The 21,810-nt window shown below is 62.6% G+C and carries 16 protein-coding genes and 1 pseudogene; 4 read left to right on the top strand and 13 right to left on the bottom strand.

Annotation, left to right across the window (positions count from 1 at the left end; all coding sequences use genetic code 11):
* A pseudogene (locus ACFSCT_RS11405) lies at positions 1 to 127 on the top strand (23S rRNA (adenine(2030)-N(6))-methyltransferase RlmJ); the annotation flags it as partial.
* Between the two features lie 67 nt (positions 128 to 194).
* Here the strand turns inward: ACFSCT_RS11405 and ACFSCT_RS11400 are convergent.
* Positions 195 to 2,585, bottom strand: a complete 2,391-nt coding sequence (locus tag ACFSCT_RS11400) for an ATP-dependent helicase (protein WP_379142848.1) — start codon at positions 2,583 to 2,585, stop codon at positions 195 to 197.
* A gap of 43 nt (positions 2,586 to 2,628) precedes the next feature.
* Positions 2,629 to 3,612, bottom strand: a complete 984-nt coding sequence (locus ACFSCT_RS11395; protein WP_379142846.1) for a TerC family protein — start codon at positions 3,610 to 3,612, stop codon at positions 2,629 to 2,631.
* 304 nt (positions 3,613 to 3,916) lie between these two features.
* Here ACFSCT_RS11395 and ACFSCT_RS11390 point away from each other — a divergent pair, with 304 nt between their 5' ends.
* Complete coding sequence (locus tag ACFSCT_RS11390; protein WP_379142844.1) at positions 3,917 to 5,371, top strand: HD domain-containing protein; 1,455 nt, start codon at positions 3,917 to 3,919, stop codon at positions 5,369 to 5,371.
* On the top strand, positions 5,358 to 5,879 hold the full coding sequence (locus tag ACFSCT_RS11385; protein WP_379142842.1) for a hypothetical protein: 522 nt from the start codon (positions 5,358 to 5,360) through the stop codon (positions 5,877 to 5,879). Before ACFSCT_RS11390 ends, ACFSCT_RS11385 begins: the two co-directional genes overlap by 14 nt.
* A 92-nt stretch (positions 5,880 to 5,971) precedes the next feature.
* On the opposite strand, the gene folE2 is transcribed toward ACFSCT_RS11385, so the two are convergent.
* From folE2 to ACFSCT_RS11360, 5 genes are all read right to left on the bottom strand, one after another.
* A complete protein-coding gene (gene folE2 / locus ACFSCT_RS11380) occupies positions 5,972 to 6,934 on the bottom strand; it encodes a GTP cyclohydrolase FolE2 (protein WP_379142840.1) in 963 nt (320 codons plus the stop codon).
* A gap of 179 nt (positions 6,935 to 7,113) precedes the next feature.
* A complete protein-coding gene (metZ, locus tag ACFSCT_RS11375) occupies positions 7,114 to 8,301 on the bottom strand; it encodes an O-succinylhomoserine sulfhydrylase (protein WP_379142839.1) in 1,188 nt (395 codons plus the stop codon).
* Positions 8,302 to 8,396: 95 nt separating this feature from the next.
* Complete coding sequence (locus ACFSCT_RS11370) at positions 8,397 to 8,999, bottom strand: inner membrane-spanning protein YciB (protein ID WP_379142836.1); 603 nt, start codon at positions 8,997 to 8,999, stop codon at positions 8,397 to 8,399.
* Positions 9,000 to 9,045: 46 nt separating this feature from the next.
* Positions 9,046 to 9,945, bottom strand: coding sequence for an EamA family transporter (locus tag ACFSCT_RS11365; RefSeq protein ID WP_379142835.1), 900 nt, complete (start codon positions 9,943 to 9,945; stop codon positions 9,046 to 9,048).
* 96 nt (positions 9,946 to 10,041) lie between these two features.
* Positions 10,042 to 11,256, bottom strand: a complete 1,215-nt coding sequence (locus ACFSCT_RS11360) for a DUF1223 domain-containing protein (RefSeq protein WP_379142833.1) — start codon at positions 11,254 to 11,256, stop codon at positions 10,042 to 10,044.
* A 376-nt stretch (positions 11,257 to 11,632) separates the two neighbouring features.
* Between ACFSCT_RS11360 and acnA the strand changes: the two genes are divergently transcribed.
* Positions 11,633 to 14,404, top strand: coding sequence for an aconitate hydratase AcnA (gene acnA, locus ACFSCT_RS11355; RefSeq protein ID WP_379142831.1), 2,772 nt, complete (start codon positions 11,633 to 11,635; stop codon positions 14,402 to 14,404).
* A 160-nt stretch (positions 14,405 to 14,564) separates the two neighbouring features.
* On the opposite strand, the gene ACFSCT_RS11350 is transcribed toward acnA, so the two are convergent.
* The 6 genes from ACFSCT_RS11350 to ACFSCT_RS11325 all read right to left on the bottom strand — a co-directional run bounded on the left by ACFSCT_RS11350 (position 14,565) and on the right by ACFSCT_RS11325 (position 21,699).
* On the bottom strand, positions 14,565 to 15,653 hold the full coding sequence (locus tag ACFSCT_RS11350) for a hypothetical protein (RefSeq protein ID WP_379142829.1): 1,089 nt from the start codon (positions 15,651 to 15,653) through the stop codon (positions 14,565 to 14,567).
* A 371-nt stretch (positions 15,654 to 16,024) separates the two neighbouring features.
* Positions 16,025 to 17,641, bottom strand: coding sequence for a glucose-6-phosphate isomerase (gene pgi / locus ACFSCT_RS11345; protein ID WP_379142897.1), 1,617 nt, complete (start codon positions 17,639 to 17,641; stop codon positions 16,025 to 16,027).
* Positions 17,642 to 17,662: 21 nt separating this feature from the next.
* Complete coding sequence (gene pgl / locus ACFSCT_RS11340; RefSeq protein ID WP_379142827.1) at positions 17,663 to 18,340, bottom strand: 6-phosphogluconolactonase; 678 nt, start codon at positions 18,338 to 18,340, stop codon at positions 17,663 to 17,665.
* The gene (zwf, locus tag ACFSCT_RS11335) at positions 18,337 to 19,788 is read right to left on the bottom strand and encodes a glucose-6-phosphate dehydrogenase (protein WP_379142825.1); all 1,452 of its coding nucleotides are present in this window, start codon (positions 19,786 to 19,788) and stop codon (positions 18,337 to 18,339) included. Before zwf ends, pgl begins: the two co-directional genes overlap by 4 nt.
* 157 nt (positions 19,789 to 19,945) lie before the next feature.
* Positions 19,946 to 20,500 carry an RSP_2648 family PIN domain-containing protein gene (locus ACFSCT_RS11330; protein WP_379142824.1) on the bottom strand — a complete coding sequence of 185 codons (555 nt, stop codon included), beginning with the start codon at positions 20,498 to 20,500 and terminating at the stop codon, positions 19,946 to 19,948.
* A complete protein-coding gene (locus tag ACFSCT_RS11325) occupies positions 20,497 to 21,699 on the bottom strand; it encodes an RSP_2647 family RNA methyltransferase (protein WP_379142822.1) in 1,203 nt (400 codons plus the stop codon). Before ACFSCT_RS11325 ends, ACFSCT_RS11330 begins: the two co-directional genes overlap by 4 nt.
* Positions 21,700 to 21,810 lie beyond the last annotated feature (111 nt).

The raw sequence follows: 21,810 nt of genomic DNA, 5'->3' as shown, positions 1-21,810 counted from the left end.
GTTTCCCCCCGCCCGCCCCGGTCACGGCATGGTCGGGTCGGGCATGTTCATCCTGAACCCGCCATGGGGCACCGAGGGCGAGGACGCGCGGCTGTCCGAAACCTTCGGCCGTATTGCCCCGCAGTAATGGATATTTGGACAAGGAAGATGGGTGGCTCCTGCGCCGGTGACACCCGCGCCGGTCGGGCGGCCGGTCAGAACGGCACGTCGCCCGCCGCCTCGGCCGGCTGCACATAGGCGGCCTTGATCGTTTTCATTCCCGTCGAGAAGGCGACGCTCAGCGTATCCTCGGACATATCGACGATCTCGCCATAGCCGAATTTCTGATGGAAAACCCGATCGCCGACCGAAAACCGGGCGGCGGGATCATGGTCGATCACCACCGGCGTGCGATGCGTGGGGCCCGGCCGGCTGGCGGCGCGTTCCTGCATCCGCTTCCAGCCGGGCGAGTTGTAGACATCCGCCTGCGCCGCGCGGTCGTGCATATTGCTTTGTGCAAATGGCTGCGCCGCCGCGCCAAAGCCACCGCCGTAAAGCCCGGGCGGGGTCAGCACCTCGACATGGCTGCCCGGCAGCTCGTCGATGAACCGCGAGGGCAGCGAGCTTTGCCATTGCCCGTACATGCGGCGGTTGCCGGCAAAGCTGATCGTGGCCAGAGTTTCGGCGCGGGTGATGCCGACATAGGCCAGCCTGCGTTCTTCCTCGAGGCCCTTCATCCCGGTTTCGTCCATGCTGCGCTGGCTGGGGAACAACCCGTCCTCCCACCCCGGCAGAAAGACGATCGGGTATTCAAGACCTTTGGCGGCATGCAGCGTCATGATGCTGACCGCGTCCTGTGCCTCGGCGCTGTCATTGTCCATGACCAGCGCGACATGTTCCAGAAAGCCTTGCAGGTTATCGAATTCCTCCAGCGCTTTGACCAGTTCCTTGAGGTTTTCCAGACGCCCCGGCGCGTCCGGCGACTTGTCGGCCTGCCACATGGCGGTATAGCCCGATTCGTCAAGGATGCGCTCGGCCAGTTCGACATGGTTGACGGTGCTGTCGAGCGCATCCGCATGCCAGCGGCCCATGCTTTCGGTAAACTCGCGCAGCCGGCCCGCGCCCTTGCCGCCCAACATGCCGTCGCGCACCGCCAGCTTGGCGCCGGTCAGCAGGTTCGCGCCCTGTTTGCGGGCGGCGCCCTGGATGGTCTGCACCGCCTTGTCGCCAAGGCCGCGCTTTGGCAGGTTCACGATCCGCTCGAAGGCCAGATCGTCGTCGGGGCTGACGGCCAGCCGGAAATAGGCCATGGCATCGCGGATTTCCTGGCGCTCATAGAATCGCGGGCCGCCGATGACGCGGTAGGGCAACCCGATGGTCATGAACCGGTCCTCGAAGGCGCGCATCTGGTGACTGGCGCGGACCAGAATGGCGACGTCGTTCAGATCGCGCCGGCCGATGGCGGCGCGGTGGCCGCCATGGAACGCCTCGATCTCTTCGCCGATCCAGCGGGCTTCGGCCTCGCTGTCCCAATGGCCGATCAGGCGCACCTGCTCGCCCCCCGTCGCCTCGGTCCAAAGGGTCTTGCCCAGGCGATTCGCGTTGGCTGCGATCAGCCCCGAGGCAGCGGCCAGGATATGCGGGGTCGAGCGATAATTCTGTTCCAGCCGGATGACCTTGGCGCCGGGAAAGTCGGTCTCGAACCGCAGGATGTTGCCGACCTCAGCGCCCCGCCAGCCATAGATCGACTGGTCGTCGTCGCCCACGCAGCAGATGTTGCGATGCGCCTGCGCCAGCAACCGCAGCCACATGTATTGCGCGACGTTGGTGTCCTGATATTCGTCGACGAGGATATAGCGGAACCGGTCCTGCCACTGTGCCAGAACGTCCGGGTGGTTCTGGAAGATGGTGACGCAATGCAGCAGCAGGTCGCCGAAATCGACCGCGTTCAGCGCCAGCAGCCGGGCCTGATAGGCGGCGTAAAGCCGCACCCCCCAGCCGTCATAGGCCCGGGCATCGGCTTTCGGCACCCGGTCGGGGGTGATCGCGCGGTTTTTCCAGCCGTCGATCAGCCCGGCCAGCATCCGCGCCGGCCAGCGCTTTTCGTCGATATTCTCGGCCGCGATAAGCTGTTTCAGCAGCCGCAACTGATCGTCGGTGTCCAGAATGGTGAAATTCGGCTTCAGCGTGATCTCGTCGCCGTTCGGCAATGTGCCCGCGATCAGTTCGGCATGGCGGCGCAGGATCTTGACGCTGACCGAGTGGAAGGTGCCGAGCCACGGCATCCCCTCGACCGTCTCGCCCAGAAGCCGGCCGATCCGGTCCTTCATCTCGCGCGCGGCCTTGTTGGTGAAGGTGACGGCCAGGATCTGCCCCGGCCGCGCCTTGCCCAGCGTCAGCAGATGCGCGATGCGGGTGGTCAGCGCCCGGGTCTTGCCGGTGCCGGCACCGGCCAGCATCAGCACCGGCCCGTCCAGCGCCTCGACCGCCGCGCGCTGCTGATCGTTCAGCCCGTCCATATACGGCGTCGGCCGCGCCGCCATCGCGCGTTGCGACAGCGACACGGCTACGTGTTCAAAGGCGTCTCTATCGTCGAACCCGGTCATACCGCCAACATAGCGATCCGATACGTCCGGGGGAAGCCCATGTTCACGAGTTGTTCGCAATCTCCCGCGGCGTGCGCGTTTTCCACAGCGACCACAGCACACCCGCCGCAAGAATAGCGAAGGTAATGCCCAGCGAGACCGCCGGCGGCACTTTGGTCAGACCGAACGCATCCGCCACGAAAACCTTGGAGCCGATGAAGATCAGCAGAACCGCCAGCGCATGTTTCAGATAGGCAAACCGGTGCAGCACCGCCGACAGCGCGAAATACAGCGCCCGCAGGCCAAGGATCGCGAAGATGTTCGAGGTATAGACCAGATAGGGATCGGTGGTGATCGCGAAGATCGCCGGCACGCTGTCGACCGCGAAGATCACATCCGCGATCTCGATCATCGCCAGCGCCATGAACAGCGGCGTCGCATAGGTCAGCATTTTGCCCTTTGCGTTCGGCTGGCGGACAAAGAACTTCTCGCCGTGCAGGGTATCGGTCACCCGCAGATTGCGGCGCAGCCAGCCCAGCAGCCGGTTGTCGCCCAGATCCTGATCGTGATCCGCCGCGAACAGCATCTTGATGCCGGTGAAGATCAGGAAAGCCGCGAAGATATACAGAACCCAGCCGTATTGCGCGACCAACGTGGCGCCAAGGCCGATCATGATCGCCCGCAGTACGATCACCCCGAAGATGCCCCAGAACAGCACCCGGTGCTGCAAATGGCGCGGGATGGCGAAATAGCCGAAGATCATCGCGATGACGAAGATATTGTCCATGGCGAGGGATTTCTCGACCACGAAGCCGGTGACGTATTCGACCGCCGCCTGCTGGCCCATCTGCCACCAGACAAAGCCGCCGAAGGCCAGCCCCAGCGCGATATACATCGCCGACAGCGCGAGGCTGCGGCGCACGCCGATCTCGCGGTTGCCACGGTTGAGGATGCCCAGATCCAGCGCCAGCAGCACCGCCACCAGCCCCAGAAACACCAGCCACATCCACAGCGGCTGCCCCAGATAGATTGTCAGTAGAATTTCCATGTCCGACCCTGTTCCTGTCGGACGGCACCGGAACACCGGAGGTAACGCGGGCCGCCCTGTTTCAACGATGGTCCGACATCACGATACGACATCGCCAGAGGGGCCCGGTCCATGGGTGGCATGTAGGGGTGGGCAGGGACGGTTCAAGGGGGTGGGGGCGGGATTTTTTGGAAAAATTCGGAAGCTGAATTTAAGTTCAATCTTGTTACAACCAACAACTTTACGCTGGGTGAAAAATTTCTAAGAATTGTACCGACACGCCGCAGAGCCCCCACAACTTGCTACGCTTTCCAGATGATGTAGAATGTTTGAAGAACACCCGACCATCAGAACAACAAGGCAAGTTTCCAGATTGACGATCCAACGCGTGCGTGACCCCGTCCATAACCTAATAGAGTTCGACACACAGGTGGAACTTGAGCGGGTTGTTTGGCAACTGCTTCAAAGCAGACCTTTTCAACGCTTGCGTCGGATCAAACAACTGGGTTTCTCAGAGTTAGTTTACCCAGGAGCAACGCACACAAGGCTCGCCCATAGCATTGGCGTATTCCACACCGCCAGACAACTGATGACGACAGTTCGCAAAAAATCAACCGAGAACAACGAAACACGCGAGAAGATCGCGCTGTCCGCCGCGATGGTTCATGACGTTGGACATGGCCCGTTCAGCCATGCATTTGAGACCGTCGGAAAGCGCCTTGGGCTAAAGTTGGCCGACCATGAGGTGATGAGTGACGAGCTTATCCGCAACGGAGAAATTGCCGAAATACTCAACAACGGTTTCATGGCTGGCTTTGCGGCAAACGTCGCAAACATGATAAAAAAAGAAGGTAAGATCACCCTACATAACTCGGTAGTTTCAAGCCAGTTTGACGCCGACCGACTGGACTATATGCAACGCGATCGGCTGATGACAGGCAGCAAGCATTCAGCTATCGCCCTGGTTTGGTTGCTGGCAAACTTAGATATAGGCAACGTCACTACGGGGATTGACGACACCGAGGTCGGCACGTTTCCGACATTCGTTATAGGCCCCAAGGCCATCCAAGCTGCCGAAGCCTATGTGATGGGCTTGTTCCAGCTGTATCCGACTATCTATTTCCACAAAACCACCCGAGGCGCAGAACTCCTATTCACGGAGATTCTCGTCCGACTGGTTCGATTGGTTCAAGACGGTGCCGTCGAAAGGACCGGACTACCGGCCAACCACCCAATTGTCCGATTTGCGCGAGAACCCGAAGCTGTGGAGAGCGTCTTGGCCCTTGACGACACAGTTGTGTGGGGGGCGCTTCACTTGGTACGACTCTCTGAAGACAAACTGTTGGCCTCGTTTGCAGATAGACTTCTGAATCGAAAGCTTTTTAAGTGCTACGACATCCGATCCGAGATTGCGCACAGGGTTGACCCCCACAACCTAAGTGAGTCACAAGATCTAGCCAGAATCGAAAAATGTTGTGCGTCCATCGCACAGAAGTTACAACAGCTGGAGAGTGAAGAAGAAGGTGCCGTGCCCCGCGTATTCGTGGACGCAACGGAGAGAAAACCTTACAAAGCAGGCGGTAGCAGTCATGGACACAATGAACAAATCTACGTTCGCACCGATGGCGGTATGTTGATAGATATCCGACAACGATCGGAAGTCGTCCGTGCACTTAGTGTGTATAAATTGACCCGCGCGTACTATGATCCTGACGATGGGGATGCCCGAAAAATTATAACCGATATCATTGAGGGAGAGATAACTAATGTCCGACATTAAGGTCAAAGAAGTTGTTGACCTCATTAGTGATGCAGGCGGTCGAATCGTTGGACGGACGAGGCTTCAAAAAATAGCCTACCTACTCACAGCTACCGGCCTCGATGACAGCTTCAAATTTATTTACAAACATTACGGTCCGTTTAGCGACAGCCTAGCATCATCTGCCGAGTTTGGGGCGCTGTTCGGCGACTTGTCTGAAGTCAAAACTCAAACGCAGTGGGGTGCAACCTACTCTACTTACAGTGTTAGTGGTGACGCATCTTCAGAGGGGAACGAATCACGTAAAGCTGTGGCGTCCATAGCGGTGGCGTCGGACTCCATCGAGTTAGAGCTCGCAGCAACCGCTGTGTTCTTGTCCTATGAAGGTTACCCCGATCCTTGGAAAGAAACGGTCGAACGCAAGCCTGAGAAAGCGACTTTTGTCCGCATTCAAAACGCCAAGAAATTGCTGATAAAACTTTCGAACGTGCCCGTTCCCCAGCCTATTCCTGCCGCTTTGTACTCCTAAACTTCCGCCTCAATACTAAAGCGTTATCCCAAACTCTACCGTGCCAGACGATCGCTCGCGGTGTGTGCAACGGGCGGCGGTTATCATTCCCCCTACCCCCTCAACCCCGCAAACGTCATCGGGTCCAGGCTCGATTGCGCAAACGTCGGCCCCTCGGTCAGCAAACTCACGGCATCATGCGAGTGCAGCGATTCCTGATGGCTCGCAATCACCCGGAAATCGCCGATGCGGGGGTCCAGTTGCATTTGCTCGGCGAAGGCCCGCACCGCGTCCTCGACGAAAATCGGGTTGGCGGCGTTCAGTTCGGCGAAGGCCTGTTCGTCCTCGCGCTTGACCATCACCTGGGTTTCGCTGGGCACGGCGCGGCGGGCAATGTCCACCATATCCTCGAACCACAGCTTGCGGCCCGGCAGCATCACCGCCGACAGCCGCGCGATGGACCGCTGCGAATGCGGCGTCGCCAACTGGCCCCGGGTCTCGCGCGCGTGCTCGGAAAGTTCCAGCGAGCACGGACAGGTCGAGGAATAGACGTAATCGAAATGCATGATCCGCAGGCGCTCGCCGCCCTGTTCGACCAGTTCCAGCGCGATGTCGTAATATTGCCAGCCCGACAGGCCCGAGCGCAGCGATTCGACCCGCACCGGATAGGACAGGCGCATCTGGATCCGGGCGTCGAAGCTGTCCAGATCGGATTTGTAATCGTCAAGCGCCGCGCCCAGCACGTCCAGACTGAACAGGCTTTCGGAATGGGCATAGAAGGACCGCATGATGCGGGACATGTTGATGCCCTTGCGGTCAGCCTCGAGGCTGACCGTGCCGGTGACGCTGGTCTCAAGCGTGATCTCGCCGCCGCAGGCCTGCTGATAACGGATCGGCAGGCGGAAATTGCTGATCCCGACATGCTGGATCGCGGTGCGCGCGCCGATGATATGCGGGGTGTTCTGCATATCGGGAAGGGTGGCCTTATAGGCCTCGGTGACCTTGAAATCGGCCGGGTATTCACGGCTGAGCGCGGGGTAAGCGGCCGGGGGCAGTCCGGTGTTTGCCTTGGTCATCCTGATGCTCCGCAAAGGGTCGGGGCTGAATGTGGGGGCATTTTCACCGAAATGAAAGAGCTTTGGGGTAGATCGGCACGCGCGCGCCGCCCCCGCCATAGTGCGCGAGGGGGCCCGCCCGGGCCGATTCGCCGGCAAGCTTCGGCCACGCGGTCACCGGCGGGCCGGCGGTAAAGCGATCAGCCCTTCAGCGCGGCGTCGATATCGTCCAGCAGATCGTCGGCATCCTCGATCCCGACGGACAGCCGGACCAGTCCCGGGCCGATGCCCAGCTTGGCGCGATCCTCATCGCTCAGCCGCTGGTGGGTCGTGGTCGCGGGATGGGTCACGATCGACTTGGCATCGCCGAGGTTGTTCGAGATGCTGATGATCTGCAAACGGTTCAGAAAATCGAAGGCCGCGTCCTTGCCGCCCTGCAGATCCATGGCGATCATCGTGCCGCCCGAGCCCATCTGACGCATCGCCAGATCGTGCTGCGGATGGCTGGCAAGCCCCGGATAGATTACCCGCGCGAACCCGGGCCGTCCCTCCATGGCCGTCGCCAGCTTCAGGGCGGTATCGGCCTGCGCCCGGACCCGCAGGTCCATCGTGGCCATGCCGCCCAGCATCAGCCATGCGTTGAACGGGCTGATCGCGCCGCCGGTGTGCTTGACATAGGGCTCGGCCACGCCGCGGACGAAATCCCGCGTGCCGCAGATCACCCCGCCAAGCGCCCGGCCGGCGCCGTCGATATGCTTGGTCGAGGAGTAGATCACCACATCGGCGCCCTGTTCCACCGCACGCGAAAACACCGGCGTGGTGAACACGTTATCGACCACAACCGTCGCACCGGCGGCATGGGCGATTTCCGCCACGCCGGCGATGTCCACGATCTCCAACGTCGGGTTCGACATGGTTTCAAAGAAAACCGCGCGGGTGCCGGGACGCACGGCGGCGCGCCACTGGTCCAGATCGGTGCCGTCGACGAAACTGACCTCGACCCCGAATTTCTGCAGGATGTCCAGAACGTACAGGCAGGATCCGAACAGCGCCCGCGCCGCGACGACATGATCGCCGGGCTTGACCATCGCCATCAACGCGCCGTTGACGGCCGCCATGCCGCTGGCGGTCGCGAATGCGTCCTCGGTGCCCTCCAGATCGGCGATCCGGTCCTCGAACATCCGGCTGGTGGGGTTTCCATAGCGGGCATAGATGAACTCATCCGGGCCGACCTTGATGAACCGGGCCTCGGCCTGTTCGGCGCTGTCGTAATGAAAACCCTGGGTCATGAACAGCGCCTCGGCCAGCTCACCATACTGGCTGCGCCGGATGCCGTGATGAACTCCGCGTGTGCGGGGATGCAGCGGCTTGTTACGTGCGTCTGACATGGCTGATTGGGATCCTTGCAAGATTATGCGCCCGGCGATTATGCGCCTTGGGGGTTACCGCGTCGCCGGCACTTAGGCAATGCGCGGCTTGCGGCTCAGCCCTCTTCCTCGGGCAATGCATAGCGCCGGAAAAGACCGGCATTCAGAACCATGAAAACCACCATCGCAACGGTCAGGCCGATGATCTTGAACCAGATCCATGTCGCATCGCTGAAATTCCGCCAGACGATTTCATTGGCGGCCGCCAGCCCCAGGAACAGGGCGATCATCCGCAGGTTCAGGATGCGCCAGCCCTCGGGCTGCATCGGCAATGCCTCGGCCAGCACCAGTTGCAGCCAGTTGCGCCGCAGCAGCGCGCCCAGCGTCAGAATGCCGGCGAAGATCAGATAGATGATCGTCGGCTTCATCTTGATGAAACGCGGATCGTCGAACCAGACCGTCAATCCACCGAATACCAGAACCAGCAGCAGCGACACGATCTGCATCACCGACAGCTTGCCGGTAAGCGCCCAAAGCGCCGCCGTCGCCACCGCCAGCACCACGACGAACACCGCCGTGGCCACGACAAACCCCGAATGCAGGCTGCCGAACAGCATGATCTGCTGATCCTTGAAGCGCAGAAACACCGCCAGGAAAATCAGCAATGGCCCCAGTTCAAGCGCCATTTTCAGCAACGGGTTGATCGGTCTTTCGGACATATGCGTCAGATTCCTTCAGCTTCGGACAGCCTGCGCTTTACCCCATTCACGCGGCAAACTCCACGATCACGGCGCCCAAAGCGATCAAAGCCATGAGAACGACCCGCACCGGCCCGACCCTTTCGCCCAGCATCAGCCAGCCGACCAATGCGGCAAAGACGGTCGAGGTTTCACGCAGGACCGCAGCGCGGCCAACATCGTCCAGCCGGGTCGCCATCAGGATCGAGCCGAAACTGGCGAAAGCCACCAGCGCGCCGATGACCGCGCGCCGGGCCAGCGGACCACGCAAATCCGTCGGAACCGAGACGAGCCTTCGCCATTGCAGGATCGGCATATAGAGCGAATCGAGGAAAAAGAACCACGCCAGAAAGGTGAAGGGGTTCGGTGTCGCGCGGACGCCATAGGCGTCATAGGTCGTATAAAGCGCGACCGAGGCCCCGGTCAGCATCGCGAACCCCAATGCGGGCAAAAGCGTATCACGCCCCACGGTGATGCGGCGATAATTGAACCCCGCCAGCCCAAAGATCGCCAGCACAAGGATCGCCACGCCCAACCACTGCACCGCGTTGAAATGCTCGCCGAAAACCACACCCGCGAAGATCACCGCAAACAGCGGCGCCGAGCCGCGCACCACGGGATACACGACGGTATAAGCGCCCCGCTGATAGGTCATCGCCTGCAAAGTCTTGTAAATGATGTGAATGACGACCGCGCCCAGCAGGATCAGCCAGTGAACGGGCTCGGGCCAGGGCACCAGAAACAGCGCGATGGGCAGCGCGATCAACCCATAGGCCGAGTCGATTGCGGCCCGGCTTAACCACGGATCGAACCGGCCCTTTTGCAGCGCCCCAAAGACCGCATGCAGAAACGCGGCCGCAATCGCCAGAATCGTTGCCAGACGCGCACCTTCGGGCGTGCCGGTTATGGCGTTCAGCCAATCCGTCAATCCGCTGCCTTCCCCCCCTTGTTCCGGCAAGGGTCGCGGGAATCGCGGACCAGGCGCCGGGGGTCATCGGATCCTGTTTTGGTCGGCGGGGAAAGCTTAGTCCAGTCGCAGCGCGGTCAGAATGCGTCCGGGCAACTCGACCCGGCCCGGTTTCATCTGCTGGACAATCAGCGCATGGCGGGTGTCGGCCGGATAGGCATTCGACTTCTCGCCTTTCCTGGCCTGCACCGTCAGCCGCAGCGGGCCGCGTCCGTCCCAGTCGGCCAGACGCTCGATCCCGACGACGACATTGCGGTAGACCATGGTCTTGCCGCGATTTTCGCCTGCCATGACGGTCATCTTCCGTTCCGGCACGTAACGGATCAGGAACACCGCCGACGGTCCTGCGCTCGCGCCGATCGGCACCAGCTCGGTGATCAGGGTATCGCCCTTCTGCTGTCGGGTCGCGGTAATCACCGGGGGCCGCGAAAGATTTTCCGCGATCAGCGCCATCAGATCGGCCGGCCGGGCCGAGATCAGCGTATCGGTGCCGCCGACGATCATCTGCGGCGTGTAAAGCGAATGCTCACGCGCGGCGCGGGCATAGGATTTCTGCCGCTCGGTAAACTCGGGGCGGGCGAAAGGATCGGCCCAGCCCAGATAATCCCAATAGTCGACATGGAACGCCAGCGCCAGCACGTCGCGATCATCCGACAGATCGCCCAGAAGCACGTCGGCCGGCGGGCATGACGAACAACCCTGCGCGGTGAACAGCTCGACCACCACAAGCGGCTGCGAGACCGGCCCGTAAGAACGCGGCGCCTTGCTGCGGGACGCGGCAGAGGGCGCGGGCGCGGCGGCTGCCGGCTGATCGGGCAGCGTCTCGGGAACCAGCGACATGCCGGGCGGCGCCACATCGGTCGGGGTCATGGCCGGCGCGGTCACGCTGCGCGCGGTATCCGCCACCCCGGGATTCGCGGCACCGGGATTCGCCGCATCGGCGGCTTCGGCGGCGGGATCCTCGACCGCCTCGGCCGTGGGCGGTTCGGTCGATTGCTGCGCGGCGGTTGCGTCCGATACCGAGGGGTGGTTGGGATCGTCAAGCGCCGAGCTTTCGACCGCCTCGGACGGGTCGACCTCGACGCCCGCGCCCAGTTCGGAATTGAATTCGCCCGACTCCATCTCATCGGCGCTGACCGTGGCCTTGCCTTCCTGCGCGGAAATCGTGTCAGGCGTGTCCTGTCCATCGGTAATTCCGTCATCCTGTGCCAGCAGGGGTTGAGCGGCAAATACGGCAAGGACCGACAGCACCAGTACGGCACGGAGCAGCACAGACCGCGACCGCGCGGATCTGTCGTGCCGCCCTTGGTCGGGCAAGTTCTTGAACAGGTTGACCATAGCGCATTGGCATAGGGCGCCCTGCCCCTTCGGGCCAATCAACGAATTGCGAGCGGCCGCCAAGCCCACCGTCCGGTGCAGCCTTGCCACAGTGCCGGGCCGGGGTTTTCGCCGCGCCCGCCCGCGTTTCGCCGCCCGAGATCACAAGTCAGGCACAAGCAGAAGGCGAGTTGATGCCGCGCATGACATTTTCGGCATACTATGGTATGCAATTTCACCGCTGCCCCCTTGCGCCACGTCCGAATTTGGGCCAAATGACCCACATCATTCGCCCCGCCCCATCCATTTTTTCCCAGACAGGGAGGCCCTGATGCCCATCGTCACAGGACAAGACACCGCCAAAACCCGCCGCGACCTCAAGGTCGGCGGCAATACCTACAGCTATTTCTCGATCGAAGCCGCGACCGACGCGGGCCTGGGCGATTTCTCGCGTCTGCCGGCCAGTCTGCGGGTGGTGCTGGAAAACATGCTGCGGTTCGAGGACGGCGGCCGCACCGTCAGCACCGACGACGTGAAGGCTTTCGCCGAATGGGCGCAAAAGGACGGCAAGAACCCGCGCGAGATCGCCTATCGTCCGGCCCGGGTGCTGATGCAGGACTTCACCGGCGTGCCGGCGGTCGTGGACCTAGCCGCGATGCGCGACGGCATCAAGGCGCTTGGCGGTGACGCGCAGAAGATCAACCCGCTGAACCCGGTCGATCTGGTCATCGACCACTCGGTCATGGTCGACGAATTCGGCACGCCCCGCGCCTTCCAGTTCAACGTCGAGCGCGAATATGAACGGAATATGGAGCGTTATACCTTTCTGAAATGGGGTCAGAACGCGTTCAACAACTTCCGCGTGGTGCCGCCCGGCACCGGCATCTGCCATCAGGTCAACCTTGAATATCTGGCCCAGACGGTCTGGACCGATACCGATCAGAACGGCAAGAACGTCGCCTATCCCGACACGCTGGTCGGCACCGACAGCCACACCACCATGGTCAACGGCCTTGCGGTTCTGGGCTGGGGCGTCGGCGGGATCGAGGCCGAGGCCGCGATGCTGGGCCAGCCGATTTCCATGCTGATCCCCGAGGTCGTCGGCTTCAAGATCACCGGCGCGCTGCGCGAGGGCGTGACCGCCACCGATCTGGTGCTGAAGGTGGTGCAGATGCTGCGCAAGCATGGCGTGGTGAACAAATTCGTCGAATTCTACGGCGACGGCTTGGATCACATGCCGCTGCCCGACCGCGCCACCATCGCCAACATGGCCCCCGAATACGGCGCCACCTGCGGCTTCTTCCCGGTCGACGACGAAACCCTGCGGTACCTGCGCCAGACCGGCCGCGAAGAGGACCGGATCGCGCTGGTCGAGGCCTATGCCAAGGCGAACGGCTTCTGGCGCGGCAAGGATTACGCGCCGATCTATACCTCGACGCTGGAGCTGGATCAGGGCGATGTCGTGCCGGCGATCTCGGGCCCCTCGCGCCCGCAGGATCACGTCGCGCTGACCGATGCCGCCTATGAGTTCAGCAAATACGTGTGCGGCAACCGCAAACTGAAGGAACCGACCCGCGAGGAAGCCAAGGTCTGGAACGAGGAAGGCGGCGCCCCCGCCCCGACCGTGATGCCCGGCCACCGCGACGGCTATCACGAGGGCAAGGTCGACGGTTCGGATTACGATCTGCATGACGGCTCGATCGTGATCGCGGCGATCACCTCCTGCACCAACACCTCGAACCCCTATGTGCTGATGGCCGCCGGTCTGGTCGCCCGCAAGGCGCGCGCCCTTGGGCTGAACCGCAAGCCTTGGGTCAAGACCTCGCTTGCCCCCGGGTCGCAGGTGGTCGAGGCCTATCTGAAGGCCGCCGGCCTGCAAGAGGATCTGGACGCGCTCGGCTTCGATCTGGTCGGCTTCGGCTGCACCACCTGCATCGGCAACTCGGGCCCGCTCGACGCGCCGATCTCGAAGTCGATCAGCGATAACGACCTGATCGCGGTTTCGGTCCTGTCGGGCAACCGCAACTTTGAAGGCCGGATCTCGCCCGACGTGCGCGCCAACTATCTGGCCTCGCCGCCGCTTGTCGTCGCCTATGCGATCGCTGGTGACATGAACATCGACATCTCCAACGATCCGCTTGGTTTCGACAAGAACGGCAAACCGGTGTTCCTGAAAGACATCTGGCCGACCTCGAAAGAGGTGGCCGAGCTGGTCGAAAGCGTCGTCACCCGCGAGATGTTCCAGGAAAAATACGCCGACGTCTTCAAAGGCGATGAACGCTGGCAGGACGTGAAGGTCACCGACAGCGAGACCTATGACTGGCCGCCGACCTCGACCTATATACAGAATCCGCCGTATTTCCGTGGCATGACCATGCAACCCGGCGTGATCTCGGACATCCGGGACGCCCGCGAGCTTGCGATCCTTGGCGACATGATCACCACCGACCACATCAGCCCTGCCGGTTCGTTCAAGCCGACCACCCCCGCCGGCCAGTATCTGACCGAGCGGCAGGTGGCGCCGCGCGACTTCAATAGCTACGGTTCGCGCCGCGGCAACCACGAAGTGATGATGCGCGGCACCTTTGCCAACATCCGCATCAAGAACGAGATGCTGGAAGGCGTCGAGGGCGGCTATACCAAAGGGCCGGACGGGGCGCAGACCTCGATCTATGACGCGGCCATGGCCTATCAGGCGGCGGGTGTGCCGCTGATCGTCATCGGCGGCGCGGAATATGGCGCCGGTTCGTCGCGCGACTGGGCGGCCAAGGGCACCAACCTTCTGGGCGTCAAGGCGGTCATCGCCGAATCGTTCGAGCGTATCCACCGCTCGAATCTGGTCGGCATGGGCGTTATCCCGCTGGAGTTCACCGAAGGGCAGAACCGTAAGTCGCTGGGCCTGAAAGGCGATGAGGTCATCTCGATCACCGGGCTGGCCGAAGATTTCACGCCGCTGAAGATCGTCGACGCGACGATCCGCTATGCCGATGGCACCGAAAAGGTGATCAAGCTGAAAGCCCGCGTCGATACCGAGGTCGAGATCGAATATCTGGAAAACGGCGGCGTGCTGCAGTATGTGCTGCGGAACCTGGCCAAGTCCTGAGGCTAAAGCGCAAGGCCGTTCCGGATCAGGGGCGGTCAGCGTGGGAAATGAAAAACGCGCGGCGGGAAATCGTCGCGCGTTTTTTTGGGGCGTGACTGGGAGCTGCGATGAACTGCTTTAAGGACGAAGTTGCGGTTCGCTGCAGCCGCCACAATGGTGGCTATCGGCGCTTTCCATCCGCATCTTTGTCGTCAAAAAGGTTCATGTCGAGCTTTCCTAAAAGCCATCCGAACGGGAAGCCCTGCTCCACGCCGCATTTGGAACACTCGATCCGTTCGGCGATGAAGAGACGTGGCGCGTCGGTCTTTAAGAGCCGCATGCGTTCGCCGCATATGCTGCATTTAAGAAGATCACCAAAAGTAGACCGCACGAGCCGAGTAATATTTGCGCTACCAGATTTGAACAGTGCCTCGAATGTGCCCAGCGACGTGAAGAGCAGCCAATTGCGGTGGTGGCGGCTGATCTCGGTCATGCGCCCGTAAAGGTTGATCTGCAGGAGAGCGAGAAACTGCAGCACCATTGCGATATGCCGGTAGGTATCCCCCGCATACACGTCGTTGTCGGATGGGTTCTTGAAGATGAAATTCATGTTGTAGTTCTCAGTTCTGATTTGACTGTTCTCGGTCACGAGATGAGTTGCCTGGTCGAACAGTCCGGCGAGGCCGAACGCATTCTTCCGATCGAATACTGCGTCATATATCAGATCAGCGTGTACAACGGCCGGCCCTTTGCATGCGACCGAGATAGCATCTCTGAGAAGTTGTCGCGTCCGCTGCTCATCCAGCTCTCTACGGTTGAGCAGATTGGCCGCATCATTCTTGAGCTTCGCAAACAGTGCTGTCTCGTCGACACACATCTGTGCTGCGATCAGCATGCTTTCCTTAAAGGGCTTACGCAGCAGCGACAAGGCAACAGCGAACTTGCGCTTTTCCAGCGACCGAAGGGCTTCGTATACGAAGTGTAGAAGGTCAGCGTAGAGCGCGATAGAAATATAATTCACAACGACCCGTCGCTCGATCTCGCCTCGGCCAGATGCCGCAAGGAAATCGAGTACATTCGGGGTATTCTTTAATTTTTCCAGTTCACCCTCGGCAAGATCGACTCCGACATGACCGGCATGCGAATTTTCCATCTGCACAAGGAGCCCGTTCATAAGATCGTGCAGATGGAAACAGAACTCGTGCCGGGCATGGTAGCGCGGGGGTATATGGGCCAGCCGCTCTCGCGGAATGATTCCAATAGACTTCATCCGATTATCCTGCCAAGCAAAACTGCCACGTCCGACGGCGTACGATCAACTGCCAAGAACCTCCTCGCAAGTCACAGTAGAAGGCGGCATTGCCCACAACCTAGCGCGCCGTGCTTTTGCAGGCGTTGCGCTTGCGGCGGACGACAGCTTTGCGGCTTGCAAACGCGACAACCCATAGCTTTGGCCAATGGCCGGTTGAAACCGACTTAGCGATGAGCAACGGCAGCTATGCGCGGTTTGCGCCTCATCGCATGGGCTGTGCGCCATGAGGGGGTCTGGGTTCCAAGTTATCCGACATGGACGAGCGACGTAGCTTTTTGAGGGGCTGCACTGCAAAACTTTTACCTTGGCCCCTTGCTCCGCGCCTCGCCTCAGTCGGCACCACGCATCTCCCACACCATCTCGGCCAGATGCACGGTCGACGGATCGTGCCCGCCGGTGTCCTGCCCCTTCAACAGCGGCTCGACCTTCAACGCCAGTTCCTTGCCCAATTCAACCCCCCATTGGTCGAAGCTGTTGATGCCCAGAATCACGCCCTCGACGAAAACCCGGTGTTCGTAAAGCGCGATGATCTGGCCCAGCATGCGCGGCGTCAACTGGTCGAACAGCAATGTGGTCGAGGGGCGGTTGCCCGGAAATACCCGGTGGCGGGCCTGCCGGTCCAGCTCGGCCCCGGTCAGGCCTTTGGCGGCCATCAGCGCCCGGGCCTGTTCCAGATCACGGCCCCGCATCAGTGCCTCGGACTGCGCCAGACAGTTCGCGACAAGCAGCATGTGCTGATGCGCCAGATCGGGCTCATGCCCGCGCGCCGCCACCATGAATTCGGCCGGGATGACGGCGGTCCCCTGATGGATCAGTTGATAAAACGCATGCTGGCCGTTGGTTCCGGGTTCGCCCCAGACGACGGGCCCCGAGACCCGCTCCAGCGGCGTGCCGTCCATCGCCACGGATTTGCCGTTCGATTCCATCTCGAGCTGTTGCAGATAGGCCGGCAGCCGGGACAGCCGGTTGTCATAGGGCAACACCGCGCGGGTGGCATAGCCGCAGATCTGATGATGCCAGATGCCGACCAGCGCCAGCATGACGGGAAGGTTCTGATCCAGTGGCGTGGCCCGGAAATGGGCGTCCATCGCCGCGCCGCCGGCCAGAAACTCGTCGAAGCGGTCGGGGCCGATGGCGATCATCAGCGACAGGCCGATCGGTCCCCAGACCGAATAGCGCCCCCCGACCCAGTCGGCAAAACCGAACACGCGATCGGCGTCGATGCCGAAGGCGCTGGTCTTGTCCAGCGCGGTCGACACGGCGGCGAATTGCCCGGGCGCGGCCGCGCCGATCGCGCGTTCCATCCAGCGCCGGGCGGTCTCGGCATTGGTCATCGTCTCGATCGTGGTGAAGGTTTTCGAGGCGACGATCACCAGCGTCGTCGCGGGGTCGAGCGGCGCCAGCGTATCGGCGATATCTGCGCCATCGACGTTCGAGACGAAATGCACCCGCGGCCCGTCATGCCAGGGCGCGAGCGCCAGGGTCGCCATCTTGGGACCAAGATCCGACCCGCCGATGCCGATATTCACCACGTCGGTGATTGCGCCCCCCTGCCCCTTGAAACGGCCATCGCGGACCTTGCGCGCGAAATCGGACATCGCCGCATGAACCGCGCGCACGCCCGGCATGACATCGACCCCGTCGACGACCACGGCGTCATTCAGATTGCGCAGGGCGGTATGTAGAACCGCGCGGTCCTCGGTCTCGTTGATATGGGCGCCGGCGAACATCGCCTCGCGACGCTCGGCCACGCCGCCCTTGTCGGCAAGCTGCAACAACAGCTCCAACGCCTTGTCGTCGATGGCCGTCTTTGACCAGTCAAGCCACAGGCCCCCGGCCTTGGTGCCAAAGCGTTCGACCCGGTCGCCCTTGTCGAACAGCGCGAGTATGGGCTGATCCTCATGCGCCCGCCGATAAGCGACCAGCTCGTCCCAGATGCGGTTCAGCGTCATCGCGTTCATCCCCTGCTACTCGGCCCAATGGACCGTTGCATCGTCCAGAAACGCCCGGATCGGCGCCGCCTGCGGGTCAAAGTCCGCCGCCCGTTCCAGCGCCTCGCGCTTGTCGGTGCCGGTGATCATCACATGGGTCCAAAGCGCGGATTTCAGCGCCGGCAGGGTAAGGGTCACGCGCGGCTCCGCCTCATCGCCACCGGTCATCGCCATAACCGCGGGCGCATCATGGGACAGCGCCTCGGCCAGCCCCTCGGCGCGCGGGAAAAGGCTTGCCGTATGCATGTCATTTCCCATGCCCAAGAGCAGCACCGTGATCGGCAGCACGGCCGAGACCTGCTCGGCCAGTGCCGGGGCGGCATCGGCAGGGGTGGGGGCGCCGGTGTAAAGGTCCAGATACTGCGCCGCCGCCGCCGGACCCTGAAACAGGTTCCGGGCCAGCAGCGCACTGTTCGAGCGCGGGCTGTCGCGATCGACCCAACGTTCATCGTTCAAGAGAACCGTGACCCGCGACCAGTCCAGATCGGCGCCCGAAAGCGTCCGGAACACCGGCGCCGGGGTCGAGCCGCCGGGCACGCACAGGACCGCCTGATCGTTCGTGCGCAGATGCTGGGCCAACTGGCTGGCGATCCGGTTCGCCAGCGAGATCGTCAGCATCTCGCGGTCGGGATATTCGACAAGGTCAGGTGTCATGCCGCAATCTCCCGCCAACGGCGGTTGTCGCGATGCAGCAACCGCAATGCCTCCTCGGGGCCGGATGATCCCGCGTCATAGCCCTCGGGGCGATCCTTGCCATTCTCCCATGCGGCGATGATCGGATCGGTCCAGGCCCATGCCGCCTCGACCTCGTCGCCGCGCATGAACAGCGTCTGGTTGCCCCGGATCACGTCCATGATCAGCCGCTCGTAAGCGTCGGGCATGTCGGCGCCTTCGGGGCCAAGCGCCTCGGCGAAGGACATGTCCAGCGGCACCTGCACCAGACGCATGCCCCCGGGACCGGGTTCCTTGATCATCACCTTGAGGTTCATGCCCTCATTCGGTTGCAGCCGTATGACCAGCTCGTTCGGGCGCTGGCCCTCGTCATCGTCAAAGATCGAATGCGGCGGCTCGCGGAACACCACGGCGATCTCGCTGGTCCGGGCGCGCAGCTTCTTGCCGGTGCGCAGATAGAAGGGCGTCCCCTGCCAGCGCCAGTTCGAAATCAGCACCTTCAGCGCCACATAGCTTTCGGTGCGGCTGTCGGGGTTTTCGGCGTCGGTCAGATAATCGGGCTCATCCCCCCGGGCGCGATACTGGCCGCGAACAATGTCATCGACGCCCACGGGCTCAAGGGCGCGGATCACCTTGAGCTTCTCGTCGCGGACCGCATCGGGGTCGAAGTGATAGGGCGGCTCCATCGCGGTCAGGCACAGAAGCTGCATCATGTGATTCTGCACCATGTCGCGCATGGCGCCGGACTGATCATAATAGCCGCCGCGCCCGCCGATGCCGACCGTTTCAGCCACGGTGATCTGGACGTGATCGACGTATTGCGCGTTCCAAAGCGGTTCGAACAGGATATTGGCAAAGCGCACCGCCATCAGGTTCTGGACGGTTTCCTTGCCCAGATAATGGTCGATCCGATAGATCTGCCCCTCGTGGAAATGCCGGGCCAGCGTGGCGTTCAGGGCCTTCGCGGTCGCCAGATCGCGGCCGAAGGGCTTTTCGACGACGATGCGGCTGTTTGCGTCCGCGATACCGTTATCCGCCAGACGCTCGGCAATGTCGCCGAACAGGGACGGCGCGACCGAGAAATAAAACGCCCGGACCACGCCCGAGCGCATCCGTTCCTTCAGGACGGCCCAGCCCTCGGTGCCCTTGGCGTCGATGGGCACATAGCTGAGCAGCTTCAGAAACCCAGCCAGTTGCGGATCATCGGCGGGCGTCTTGGTGAATTCGGCGATGGCTTGCGTCGCCTCGGCCCGAAAACCGTTATCATCCATCTGCGAGCGCGCGGCGCCGATGATGCGGCAGTTGTCGGTGATCTGGCCCGCGACATAGCGGCGAAACAGGCCCGGCAGGATCTTGCGCTTGGCCAGATCGCCGGTGGCGCCAAAAATGACCAGATCGAAATCTTCGACCGGGATGACTCTGGAAACCATGGATCGCCTCTGTCTGAAACTATCGCCTGCGCGTCCCGCCCGGCCGGTTGCCAAGACCGTAAAACACCGCCGGGCGCCTGTCCAGTGTTTGCGCTAACGAAACCGATGCGGCCGATTTGCCGGCGCAATCGACCAGCGCGCCGGATTGGGCCGCGCGCTAAGCCTCGGCGCTGCGCCGAATCGCCTTGCCCAGACGCGGCAGGCGCGACCGGCCCATCATCTGGCGCAAGTCGACCGCTTGCCCGCTGATCCGCTGTGCCTTTTCCATCGCCGCCGTGACCGCGCCGGTGACGGTATCGGGGTGTCGCGCCCAAAGATCGGTCAGGAAGCTGTCGGGATGCAGCGCCTGCAATCCGGCCGCCAACATCGCGCGGCGTGGAAAATCGCGCATGTTCAGCGTGATGATGACCGGCGCACCCGAGGCGAGCGCGGTTTCCACCACATGCCGGTCGGCCGGATCGGGAAGATCCAGCCCATCGGCCAGCCCGTCCCCTCCGGTCCGCGCGGCCAAGGGGAAACGGTCCGACAAAAGCGCCGCCTCGACGCCCGCGACCCGGCCGTGATCGGGGCCCAGCCGCTCGGCCGCGCGGGTCCATTCGCCGATGATGCGGGGCGACCAGACCGGCTGGTAAAGATCCGCCGCCGCGACATCGGCCAGAATCTCGCGCAGGATGGTCGGGTAAAGGACGCAGGCGTCCAGAACCGCCTTCATCCGTCCAGCCGGAAGAACAGGGCCTTGAGATAGCCGGTTTCGGCAAGCTGCGGCAGAACCGGATGATCGGGCCCGGCCTGTCCGGTGTGGATCAGCGCCGCCTGTCGGCCGCCCCGCCCGATCCCCCGCGCGCTGGCGGTCCGAAACGCCGTCAGATCCGCCGCATGCGAACAGGAACACAGGCCCAGATACCCGCCCGGCGCCACAAGCGGCGCGGCCAGACGGGCCACGCGTTCATAGGCGCGCAATCCGGCCTCGAGCGCCTGTTTCGATGGCGCGAAGGCCGGCGGGTCGCAGACCACCAGATCGAACCGGGCGCCTTCGGCGGCCAGTGCCTCCATCTGGGCGAATGCATCGCCCTTGCGGGTGGTCAGGCGATCGGCCGCGCCCATCGCTGCCGCGCCTTGCGCTGCAAGCTCCAGCGCCGGGGCCGAGCCGTCAACGCAGGTCGCCTGCACCGCCCCGCCGGCAAGCGCGGCCAGCCCGAAACCGCCGACATGGGAAAACACATCCAACACCCGCGCGCCCTCCGCCAAGCGGCTGGCGAAGGCGTGGTTGGGACGCTGGTCATAGAACAGCCCGGTTTTCTGCCCGCCCATGACATCGGCCATGTAGATCGCACCATTCATCGGCACCTCGATCGGGGTCGCCGGCGCGCTGCCGATCAGCACCTCGGCGCGCTCGCCCAGCCCTTCCAGCCCACGCGCCCGGCCGGATCCGTTCAGGATCACGGTGCCTACCCCGGTGACCCGGACCACCGCCTCAGCGATCTCGGCCGCCATACGGTCAGCCCAGGCGGCGTTCGGCTGAATAACGGCGAGATCACCAAAACGGTCGATGATGACGCCAGGCAGCCCGTCGGCCTCGGCGTGGATCAGGCGGTAGAACGGCTGATCATAAAGCCGCACCCGCATCGCAAGCGCGCGGGAAAGCCGACCTTCCAGCCAGTCCGCATCGATTCGCGCAGCCGGATCGCGGTCCATCACCCGCGCGATGATCTTTGATTCCGGGTTCACCGTCACCAGCGCCAGCGGCTGACGCTCGGCATCCTCCAGCACCGCGAAGCTGCCCGGCGCGATGGCGCGGGTGCGCCGGTCGGTCACCGCCTGATCGGCATAGATCCACGGGAAACCATGACGAATCGCCCGCACGTCGGTTTTCGGCCGCAAGCGGATCACGGGCTGGGCATCGTCACGCATCAGTCATCCTTGTTCCTGGACCCAAGCACGGGGCTGTTTCGGTCTGTCACAGCACGCCCCCGCGGGCAAGCGGGCTTGAACTGTTACCGCTAACGGGTTATGTTTCCGTCG

The organism is Paracoccus pacificus (assembly GCF_042680785.1).
Classification (GTDB): domain Bacteria; phylum Pseudomonadota; class Alphaproteobacteria; order Rhodobacterales; family Rhodobacteraceae; genus Paracoccus; species Paracoccus pacificus.
The sequence above is the reverse complement of the archived record's forward strand: the minus strand, read 5'-3'. Positions and strand labels throughout refer to the sequence as shown.

Bases quoted from the DNA above. Each gene is read 5' to 3' on its own strand.
- ACFSCT_RS11395 (WP_379142846.1), bottom strand. From the start codon at position 3,612: ATGGAAATTCTACTGACAATCTATCTGGGGCAGCCGCTGTGGATGTGG.
- ACFSCT_RS11330 (WP_379142824.1), bottom strand. From the start codon at position 20,500: ATGAAGGCGGTTCTGGACGCCTGCGTCCTTTACCCGACCATCCTGCGC.
- ACFSCT_RS11350 (WP_379142829.1), bottom strand. From the start codon at position 15,653: ATGAAGTCTATTGGAATCATTCCGCGAGAGCGGCTGGCCCATATACCC.
- ACFSCT_RS11325 (WP_379142822.1), bottom strand. From the start codon at position 21,699: ATGCGTGACGATGCCCAGCCCGTGATCCGCTTGCGGCCGAAAACCGAC.
- ACFSCT_RS11390 (WP_379142844.1), top strand. From the start codon at position 3,917: ATGTTTGAAGAACACCCGACCATCAGAACAACAAGGCAAGTTTCCAGA.
- metZ (WP_379142839.1), bottom strand. From the start codon at position 8,301: ATGTCAGACGCACGTAACAAGCCGCTGCATCCCCGCACACGCGGAGTT.
- ACFSCT_RS11385 (WP_379142842.1), top strand. From the start codon at position 5,358: ATGTCCGACATTAAGGTCAAAGAAGTTGTTGACCTCATTAGTGATGCA.
- ACFSCT_RS11370 (WP_379142836.1), bottom strand. From the start codon at position 8,999: ATGTCCGAAAGACCGATCAACCCGTTGCTGAAAATGGCGCTTGAACTG.
- zwf (WP_379142825.1), bottom strand. From the start codon at position 19,788: ATGGTTTCCAGAGTCATCCCGGTCGAAGATTTCGATCTGGTCATTTTT.
- acnA (WP_379142831.1), top strand. From the start codon at position 11,633: ATGCCCATCGTCACAGGACAAGACACCGCCAAAACCCGCCGCGACCTC.
- ACFSCT_RS11400 (WP_379142848.1), bottom strand. From the start codon at position 2,585: ATGACCGGGTTCGACGATAGAGACGCCTTTGAACACGTAGCCGTGTCG.
- folE2 (WP_379142840.1), bottom strand. From the start codon at position 6,934: ATGACCAAGGCAAACACCGGACTGCCCCCGGCCGCTTACCCCGCGCTC.
- pgl (WP_379142827.1), bottom strand. From the start codon at position 18,340: ATGACACCTGACCTTGTCGAATATCCCGACCGCGAGATGCTGACGATC.